We start from the raw sequence: 8,334 nt of genomic DNA, 5'->3' as shown, positions 1-8,334 counted from the left end.
CCACGAAGCACTGCCGCAATCGGGCTCTTCTCCCCCGCGGAGAAAAGCTCATCCGACGGTCCGGACGAGGGGGCAATTTCGGTGGCCGCGATGGCCGATTTGATCAGGTATTCCATATCCGCGATCCTTCACGAGCGGAGATCTGTTCCACAAGCGAGCCTGGGCGGGCGACAGGCGCCCGCGCCGGTCGATCTGAGCGGTTCTTGCGAACGGCTCAGATCACGTAGGATCGGAGAGGCTCGAAGCCGTTGAAGGCGACCGCCGAGTAGGTGGTCGTGTAGGCCCCGGTGCCTTCGATCAGCACCTCGTCGCCGATGGTCAGCGACAAGGGCAGCGGATAAGGCGTCTTCTCATACATCACGTCGGCCGAATCGCAGGTCGGGCCGGCGAGCACGCAAGGCGCGGTCTCCGAGCCGTCATGGCGGGTGACCAGCGGATAGCGGATCGCCTCGTCCATCGTCTCGGCGAGACCGCCGAACTTGCCGATGTCGAGGAACACCCAGCGCACATTGTCATTGTCGGCCTTCTTGGAGATCAGCACGACTTCCGACTTGATGACGCCGGCATTGCCGACCATGCCGCGGCCCGGCTCGATGATCGTCTCGGGCAGCGCATTGCCGAAATGCTTGCGCAGCGCCGAGAAGATCGCCTGGCCGTAGGCCTGGGCCACTGGTACGTCCTTCAAGTAACGGGTCGGGAAGCCGCCGCCCATATTGACCATCTTGAGCACGATGCCTTCCTCGGCGAGCGTCGCGAACACCTTCTTGGCGTCGCCCAGCGCGCGGTCCCAGGCCGACAGGTCGGTCTGCTGCGAGCCGACATGGAACGACACGCCATAGGCGTCGAGGCCGAGGCCCTTGGCATGGCGCAGCACGTCGACGGCCATCGCGGGCACGCAGCCGAACTTGCGCGACAGCGGCCACTCGGCGCCCTCGCCGTCGGTCAGCACGCGACAGAACACGCGCGAGCCGGGGGCGACGCGGGCGATCTTCTCCACCTCCTCCACGCAGTCCACGGCGTAGAGGCGAATGCCGAGCTGGTAGGCGCGTGCGATGTCACGCTCCTTCTTGATGGTGTTGCCGAAGGAAATGCGATCGGCCGGCGCGCCGGCATCCATCGCCATCTCGACCTCGGCAACCGATGCGGTGTCGAAGGACGAGCCCATCGCAGCAAGGAGGCGCAGTATCTCCGGCGCCGGGTTTGCTTTCACCGCATAATAGATCTTGGAATCGGGCAGCGCCTTCTCGAAGGCGCGGAAATTGTCGCGCACGACATCGAGGTCGACGACGAGGCAGGGACCGTTCGGACGTCGGGTGGCGAGGAAGTCAAGGATGCGCTGGGTGGCCATCGGGGTCTCTCCATAACGCCTTTCGGCGCGCACAAAGGCTGCGGAACGCGGGCGCTCAGCCTCGCGAACTCGCGGTCAAACAAAGGCGGGACGTCAAATCCATGGAACCAGCCGGTGGAGACCCCGGAACCATGAAATGCCGTCTCGCGGCGATGAACCTTGGCCTTGCCCGGCCTCGGTTCGCTTTGTCTGCCTTGGCTTGGATGGGAGAGCCCCGTCCGCACTGCCGGCAATGAAGGTGTGCCTCTTTAGTAACCCCGGTCTTTGGACAACCGGAAGAGAACCAGAAAGGCCCGCACCGTCGTTGCTTCAAGGTGTCCTCGGTCTTGTGGTTGGCCACTGACCGACTGGAGGGGTTGGCTCCAGTTACCTTACCGATTGCCCTCACCATTCGAGGATCGGCGGACACCCACAGGCACGTGCGACTTTGGGCAAGCGCGATATAGGAGCGAAGGGTTTCACAATCAACAAAAATCGTAAGCCCAGGTTGTAAAATTTCTGGCATCGAACAATGTTGGTCCGACTGTATCCGGAAATCGAACGATGCCAGGAACTCAAGGACCGCTGAACGCCTTCCTCAATCTGCGCCAAATGCCTGTGGAGGATGCGGAATTGGGCCCGCTCGCCGGCCTGCGCCTGGCCGTCAAGGACATCTATGACGTCGCCGGCTACCGCACCGGCTGCGGCAACCCGCAAAAATACGAGGAGGCGCATGCCGCCTCGCGCACGGCGCAAGCGGTGCAGGCCATCCTCGACGCCGGCGCGCGATTCGTCGGCAAGACCCAGACCGACGAGCTGGCCTTCTCGCTGTTCGGCCAGAACGCGCATTTCCCATACCCGGTCAATCCCGCCGCGCCCGATCGCGTCACCGGCGGCTCCTCTTCCGGCTCGGCGGCCGCGGTTGCCGGCGGGCTGGCGAACATCGCCACCGGCTCCGACACCGGCGGCTCGATCCGCGCGCCGGCGAGCTTCTGCGGCCTGATCGGGCTACGCACCACCCATGGCCGCATTTCGCTCGACGGGGCGATGAAGCTGGCATCGAGCTTCGACACGTTCGGCTGGTTCGCCGACGACATCGAGACCTATGAGACGGTCGGCAAGCTGCTGCTCGGCCGCGACCTGCATCAGCACCCGCTCAACCGCCCGCTCTCGATCCGCTGGCTGGACGCCTTCGTCATGGGTCCGGCGGAGGCCGCGCAATATGCGCGCATGAAGGCGCTGGCCGCCGCTGTCATAGGCCAGCCCGTGGAAACCGAATACGCCTTCGCTTCATTCCCCGACGAGCTTTACTGGTGCTTTCGCCGCCTGCAGGCCTTCGAGGCCTGGCGCGAGCATGGCCCGTGGATCTCGGCCGGCGGTCGCCTCAGCCCGGGCGTCGAGGAGCGTTTTGCCTTCGGCCGCACCATAGATGCCAAAACTGCCGCCGCCGAAGCGGCGCGGCGGCTGGCTTTCCGGGCCGAGCTCGGCGCCCTGCTTGGCAATGACGGCTTTCTCGTCCTGCCCACCGTTCCCGGCGCGGCGCCGCTCGCCGCCAGCACCCCGGAACAGTTCCAGGCCTACCGCGAAAGGGCGCTGCATCTCTTATGCCTTTCGGGTCTTTCGGGCTTTCCGCAGATCACCTTGCCGATCGGCTCCGTCGACGGCGCGCCCTTCGGCCTGTCGCTGCTTGGGCCTTCCGGCAGCGACGTTGCCCTGATACGGCTCGGCCGCAAGATTCTCGACGCGGCACGAAAGGTCTGACCATGGATACATTGACCCGCATGCGCGCCTTCATCGACGTGGTCGAGGCGGAGGGCTTTTCGGCCGCGGCGCGCAAGATCGGCCGCTCCAAGGCGCTGTTGTCGAAATATGTGCGCGAGCTGGAGGACGAGCTCGGCGCGCTGCTCTTGAACCGCACCACGCGCCAGTTCTCGCTGACCGAGGCCGGCCACACCTATTATCAGCGCGCCTCGGAGATCGTGCGCGAGGTTGACAGCCTTGCCGAGGCGGTGCGCCAGTCTTCCGGCGACGTCCGCGGCAGGATCAAGCTGTCGGCCGCCCGCACCTTCGCCGACGCGCCGATCGGTCAGTCGCTGGTCGACTTCGCCAGGCAGCATCCCGACATCGTGCTCGACATCCATCTCGACGACCGCTTCGTCGACCTTGTCGAGGAAGGCTTTGACCTTGCCGTGCGCATCTCGCGGCTGGAGAACTCCTCGCTGATCGCCAGGCGGCTGGCGCCGTTCTCGGTCAGGCTGTGCGCGTCGCCGGAGCTGATCGCCAAGCATGGCGCGCCGACGCGCCCGCAGGATCTCGCAAACCTGCCCTGCATCGTCGACACCAACGGCCGCTCGCTGGCCAACTGGCGCTTCAAGGGCGAAGGCGAGGAATCCATCAGCGTCGCCGTTTCCGGGCCTATCGAGGTCAACAGCCCGATCGTGGCGAGAGCCGCCGCGCTCTCCGGCCTGGGCTTTGCCATGCTGCCCGATTTCATCGCCGCCCCCGACCTCGCGTCCGGCAAGCTGGTCACCGCGCTCGACGATCGCATCCTGGCCGGCACCGGCATCTTCGCCGTCTACCCGCACCGCCGCTATTTGCCGGCCAAGGTGAGGGTCTTCGTCGACTTCCTGGTGCACTGGTTCAGGACGCGCGACACGGGCGCCTGAGCGAGCGTCCCAATTTCGCCCCCTTTCTGCTAACTCTGGGCTCGCTCCCGAGAGCAATTCCAGGAAAAGTGCGTAGCGGTTTTCCGTCCGGAATTGCGCAAAACAAATTATTAGAGCGGGTCAGCGTGGAACGCAGAACCGCTCTAAGTCAATGGAATCGCGGCACGGAATGCATCTGAAACGGCAAGCAACCATGCTGGCTTCGGCCCTTGCGGCCATATTGGCCTCGGTAGAGCAGGCTGAAGTCCATCCGCATGTCTTCGCCGAAGCCCGGCTCGACGTCATCCTCAGCCAGGATCACCAAAGTGTGACGGCGCTGCGCCACCTTTGGCGCTTCGACGACCTGTTTTCGAGTACAGTGATGATGGAGTTCGACAAGAACTCCGATCTGAAGCTTGACGACAAAGAGCTCAAGGAAGTGGCCGACACCGTCCATTCCTCGCTGGCCGAGTTCAACTACTTCCAGCTCGTCACCCAGGACGGCAAGGACGTGCCCATGGTGCCGCCGCCGCATCTGATGGCGAATTTCGACAACGATCAGTTGATCATCCTGTTCGAGTCGCAGCCGAAGACGCCGATCAAGCTTGCCGGCAAGGTCGACATCGGTGTCTACGATCCGACCTTCTACACCGCGATCGACTTCACCGACGACGCCAACATGACCGTCGAAGGCCTGCCCTCGACCTGCACCAAGAAGGTCATCCGTCCGGATCCGGACGAGGCGATCAAGGAAAACCAGAAGACCCTGACGGACGCGTTCTTCAACGATCCGACAGGCACGGACATGAGCAAGATCTTCGCCACCAAGCTCGAATTGGACTGCCCGCCGGAAGGATGATTTGGTGATGAAACCGTCGTTACGCGCAAGCAGGTTCCGCAAAAGTGTCGCACGGTTTTGCGATCGGAACCTGCGGCAGACAAGGGAATCCAAGCGGATATTCGTGGGGCATCCCACGAATATCCGCTTGGCGCTTGGCCTGCTGGCCGCCACATTGGTGATCGCCCACCTGCCCGGCGCCGCGCATGCGCAAAGCTCGCTCGGCATCGGCACCAATGACGGCATGGCGCCGACCACCACAGGTCCGTTCGCCCATATCCTGATGTGGATCAATCTCAGGCAGCAGGAATTCTATCACTCGCTGGCGGCGGCCATGAAGGCGATGCGTCAGGACGGCAGCAAGCTCTGGCTGCTGATCGGCCTGTCCTTCGCCTATGGCATCTTCCATGCCGCCGGCCCCGGCCACGGCAAGGCGGTGATCTCTTCCTACATGGTCGCAAACGAAGTGGCGCTGAGGCGCGGCATCCTGCTTTCCTTCGTTTCGGCGCTGCTGCAGGGCCTGACGGCGGTGGTCGTCATGGTGCTTGCCTATTTCGTGCTGCGCGGCACCGCCATCTCGATGACCGACGCCGCCTGGTTCCTCGAAATCTCCAGCTTCGTGCTGGTCACCTTGTTCGGCGCCTGGCTGCTTTGGCGCAAGCTCGGTCCATCGGCGCTGCGCCTGTTCGGCAGAGCGCCCGCCTACAGCCTGTCGGCCGCCCATGCCGGCCATTCGCATGGCGGGCACTCCCGCGCGCACGCTCACGCGCATTCCCACGCTCACGCGCATTCCCATGCCGGCCATGCTCATGCGCACGCGCACGCCGCGCATTCCCATGCCCTCCACGTGCATGACGATCATGATCATGACCATACACATAGCCATGATCACGGCGCGCACGATCTCCATCATCACGACCATGCCGCGCACAGTCACAGTCATGAACATCAGCATCACGACCATGGCCCGGGCGAAGTCTGCGAGACCTGCGGCCATTCGCATGCGCCGGATCCGGCGATGCTGTCAGGCGACCGCTTCGACTGGAAGACCGCCTGGTCGGCGGTGGCCGCCGTGGGCATCCGCCCCTGCTCCGGCGCGCTGATCGTGCTGAGCTTCGCGCTGCTCAACGGACTGTGGCTGGGCGGGCTGCTGTCGGTGCTGGCGATGTCGATCGGCACCGCGATCACCGTCTCGGCACTGGCGACGATCGCCGTGCTGGCGAAGAACTGGGCCGTCTACTTCGCCGGCGACGGCCGCATCGGCAACCATATCCATTCCATCGTCGAGATCGGCGGCGCCGCCTTCATTTTCATCGTCGGCTTGCTGCTTCTGTCGGCCAGCCTGTCGGGCGGCGTCTGAAGTGCCGACGATGGAGGAAGGACGCGCGCGGCCGTCAATGTCAGGCTGGCCGATCCCGAAGCGGTCGCCGGACTGGCGGTAATCGCGTCTATGGCCTGAACAGCTTCGATGTCATCCGGTTGCGCGAGCGGAACAGCTGTCGGTATGCAACGCAATAATGGAGGGGGCGCCTTCGCGCGGCGTCCGGTCCAACTCAGAGCCAGCCCATGCGCACGGCGGCGGCAATTCTTTCATTATCGCCATTGGCCAGAAGGTCGATCAGCAGGCCGCGTATCGTTGCGAGTATACGGGTAGCCCGCGCCTCGGCCTCGGCTCGCGGGAGCTGCGTCTGGGTGTCGATCAGCAGGTCCAGCCAGTCCTGGGCCGCTTCCGCCGCGAATCCCGCCCACGGACCGGGCTTATGGCTGAAAGAAAGCAGGAACGCCTCATAGGTGAGCCTGACCATCGGACGTTGCTCGGGCGCGGACATCCATGCCCACAATCGCCCGGCCGTTTCTTCGAGGCCATGGCTTCGGCCCTCGGCCGCGAGCGCGACAGTCAGTTGCGCGATCTGTTCGGTGCGCGCCCGGACCAGCAGTTCGCGCAGCAGCTTCTCCTTACTGCCGAACAGATAGAGCAGCACACGGGGACTGGAGCCAATGGCGGCCGCCAGCGGGCGCAACGACAATCCATTGAGACCATGGTCGAGCACATAGGCATAGCTGGCATCGAGCAGTTCCGCCCGGCGGAGGGAGGGTTCGGCAGTCACTGCTTCATGCCCGGCCATCTTGCGCTCCTTTCATGCCCGCTGTAATACCTAACTGAAACGGTCGTTTCAGTCGAGGTATTCGATGGCGTGCAGCATGAGCTTCTCGCTTGCCGGCCGAACCGCCCTGGTGACAGGATCGGTGCGTGGGCTCGGGCTCGAGATGGCGCGCGGCCTGGCCGAAGCCGGCGCCCGCGTGATCCTGAACGGGCGCGAGCCCGCCACGCTCGAGGCAGCCATCGCCGGAATGCGGGACCAGGGCCTGGATGCGCATGGCGCGCCGTTCGACGTCACTCGGCGCGACGCCGCGCAGCAGGCGCTTGCCGGGCTGGGCGACATCGACATCCTCGTCAACAATGTCGGCCGTCGCGATCGCCGCGGCTTCGACGCCATGTCGCCGGAGGAATTCGGCGCCATGCTCGACGGCCACCTGGTTTCCGCCTATGCGATGAGCCAAACGGTCGCCCGTGCCTTGATCCGCCGCGGCGCGCCGGGCCGGATCATCAATGTTTCCTCCGTCATCGCGCAACTCGGCCGGGCCGGAGACGTCGCCTATCCCGCGGCCAAGGCCGGTATCGACGGCCTGACCCGGGCGCTCGCCGTCGAACTCGGCGGCCACGGGATCACCGTGAACGCCGTCGCCCCCGGAACCTTCGCGACCGAGGTGAATGCCGGCCTCGCCGAGGATCCGGATTGGGCGCGCTGGCTGAAGACACGCACGGCACTCGGCCGCTGGGGAAAGCCGGAGGAGATCGCCGGCATCGTGGTTTTTCTCGCCAGCGACGCGGCTTCCTTCGTCACTGGCCAGACAATCGCCGTGGACGGTGGCATCACCACGACATTTTGACAACGCAGGTGACTGGGCGTTCCTTCGCCTTCACTCCCTACGATCGAATTAATTGCAGAGAGGCGGGTAAAGGTTATCTCGGGAAAGCTGTGACCCCTTAGAGTTCACCTAAGCGACCGTTTTGCCGAGCTCATCTTCGATATGAGCTTGGATGATCTCGTCGAAGTTCTTCTCGGCGGCAAAGCCGAGCTCCCGCGCCCGCCTTGCCTCGAACCGTGTCGGCCAGCCTTTGACGATTGCCCAGATGGTCTCGTCGGGTTGCTCGCGGATCCGCTTCGCGACTTCGGCGCCGGCAATGCGCTCCAGCGCCTCGATCTGCTCGCCGACGGTGACGGCGACTCCGGGCATGGTGAGGTTGCGACGCGGTCCGACCTTGTCGCCGTCGATTTCGGCCGCATGGATCAGGAAATTGACCGCCGAGCGCGGGCTGGCATGGGTGTGCAGCACTGAGCGCGGCACCGGCAGGATCGCCTCCTGCCCGGCGAGCGGCTCGCGGATGATGCCTGAGAAAAAGCTGGAGGCTGCCTTGTTCGGCTTGCCGGGGCGCACGCAGATCGTCGGCAGCCGGATGC

The 8,334-nt window shown here is 64.6% G+C and carries 7 protein-coding genes and 1 pseudogene; 5 read left to right on the top strand and 3 right to left on the bottom strand.

Going from position 1 to position 8,334, the window contains the following annotated elements; genetic code table 11:
- Positions 1–214: 214 nt before the first annotated feature.
- The gene (gene odc2, locus EOA27_RS12155) at positions 215–1,348 is read right to left on the bottom strand and encodes an ornithine/lysine decarboxylase (RefSeq protein WP_126081495.1); all 1,134 of its coding nucleotides are present in this window, start codon (positions 1,346–1,348) and stop codon (positions 215–217) included.
- Positions 1,349–1,891: 543 nt separating this feature from the next.
- On the opposite strand from odc2, the gene EOA27_RS12150 reads away from it, so the two are divergent.
- From EOA27_RS12150 to EOA27_RS12135, 4 genes are all read left to right on the top strand, one after another.
- The gene (locus tag EOA27_RS12150) at positions 1,892–3,088 is read left to right on the top strand and encodes an amidase (RefSeq protein ID WP_126081494.1); all 1,197 of its coding nucleotides are present in this window, start codon (positions 1,892–1,894) and stop codon (positions 3,086–3,088) included.
- A gap of 2 nt (positions 3,089–3,090) precedes the next feature.
- Positions 3,091–3,993 carry a LysR family transcriptional regulator gene (locus EOA27_RS12145; protein WP_042640557.1) on the top strand — a complete coding sequence of 301 codons (903 nt, stop codon included), beginning with the start codon at positions 3,091–3,093 and terminating at the stop codon, positions 3,991–3,993.
- A gap of 169 nt (positions 3,994–4,162) precedes the next feature.
- Positions 4,163–4,831 (top strand): DUF1007 family protein, encoded by a 669-nt coding sequence (locus EOA27_RS12140; protein ID WP_126081493.1) that lies wholly within the window; start codon positions 4,163–4,165, stop codon positions 4,829–4,831.
- A 103-nt stretch (positions 4,832–4,934) separates the two neighbouring features.
- Positions 4,935–6,170, top strand: a complete 1,236-nt coding sequence (locus tag EOA27_RS12135) for a nickel/cobalt transporter (protein ID WP_245466957.1) — start codon at positions 4,935–4,937, stop codon at positions 6,168–6,170.
- Between the two features lie 193 nt (positions 6,171–6,363).
- Here the strand turns inward: EOA27_RS12135 and EOA27_RS12130 are convergent, their stop codons facing one another.
- Positions 6,364–6,936 carry a TetR family transcriptional regulator gene (locus EOA27_RS12130; RefSeq protein WP_126081491.1) on the bottom strand — a complete coding sequence of 191 codons (573 nt, stop codon included), beginning with the start codon at positions 6,934–6,936 and terminating at the stop codon, positions 6,364–6,366.
- 76 nt (positions 6,937–7,012) lie between these two features.
- Between EOA27_RS12130 and EOA27_RS12125 the strand changes: the two genes are divergently transcribed.
- The gene (locus EOA27_RS12125; protein WP_210211606.1) at positions 7,013–7,762 is read left to right on the top strand and encodes an SDR family oxidoreductase; all 750 of its coding nucleotides are present in this window, start codon (positions 7,013–7,015) and stop codon (positions 7,760–7,762) included.
- Positions 7,763–7,870: 108 nt separating this feature from the next.
- Here EOA27_RS12125 and EOA27_RS12120 read toward each other — a convergent pair.
- Positions 7,871–8,334, bottom strand: a pseudogene (locus EOA27_RS12120) (NAD-dependent epimerase); the annotation flags it as partial.

Origin of the sequence: Mesorhizobium sp. M2A.F.Ca.ET.037.01.1.1 (assembly GCF_003998075.1) — a bacterium.
Classification (GTDB): domain Bacteria; phylum Pseudomonadota; class Alphaproteobacteria; order Rhizobiales; family Rhizobiaceae; genus Mesorhizobium.
This window is presented reverse-complemented; position numbering and strand designations above follow the sequence as displayed.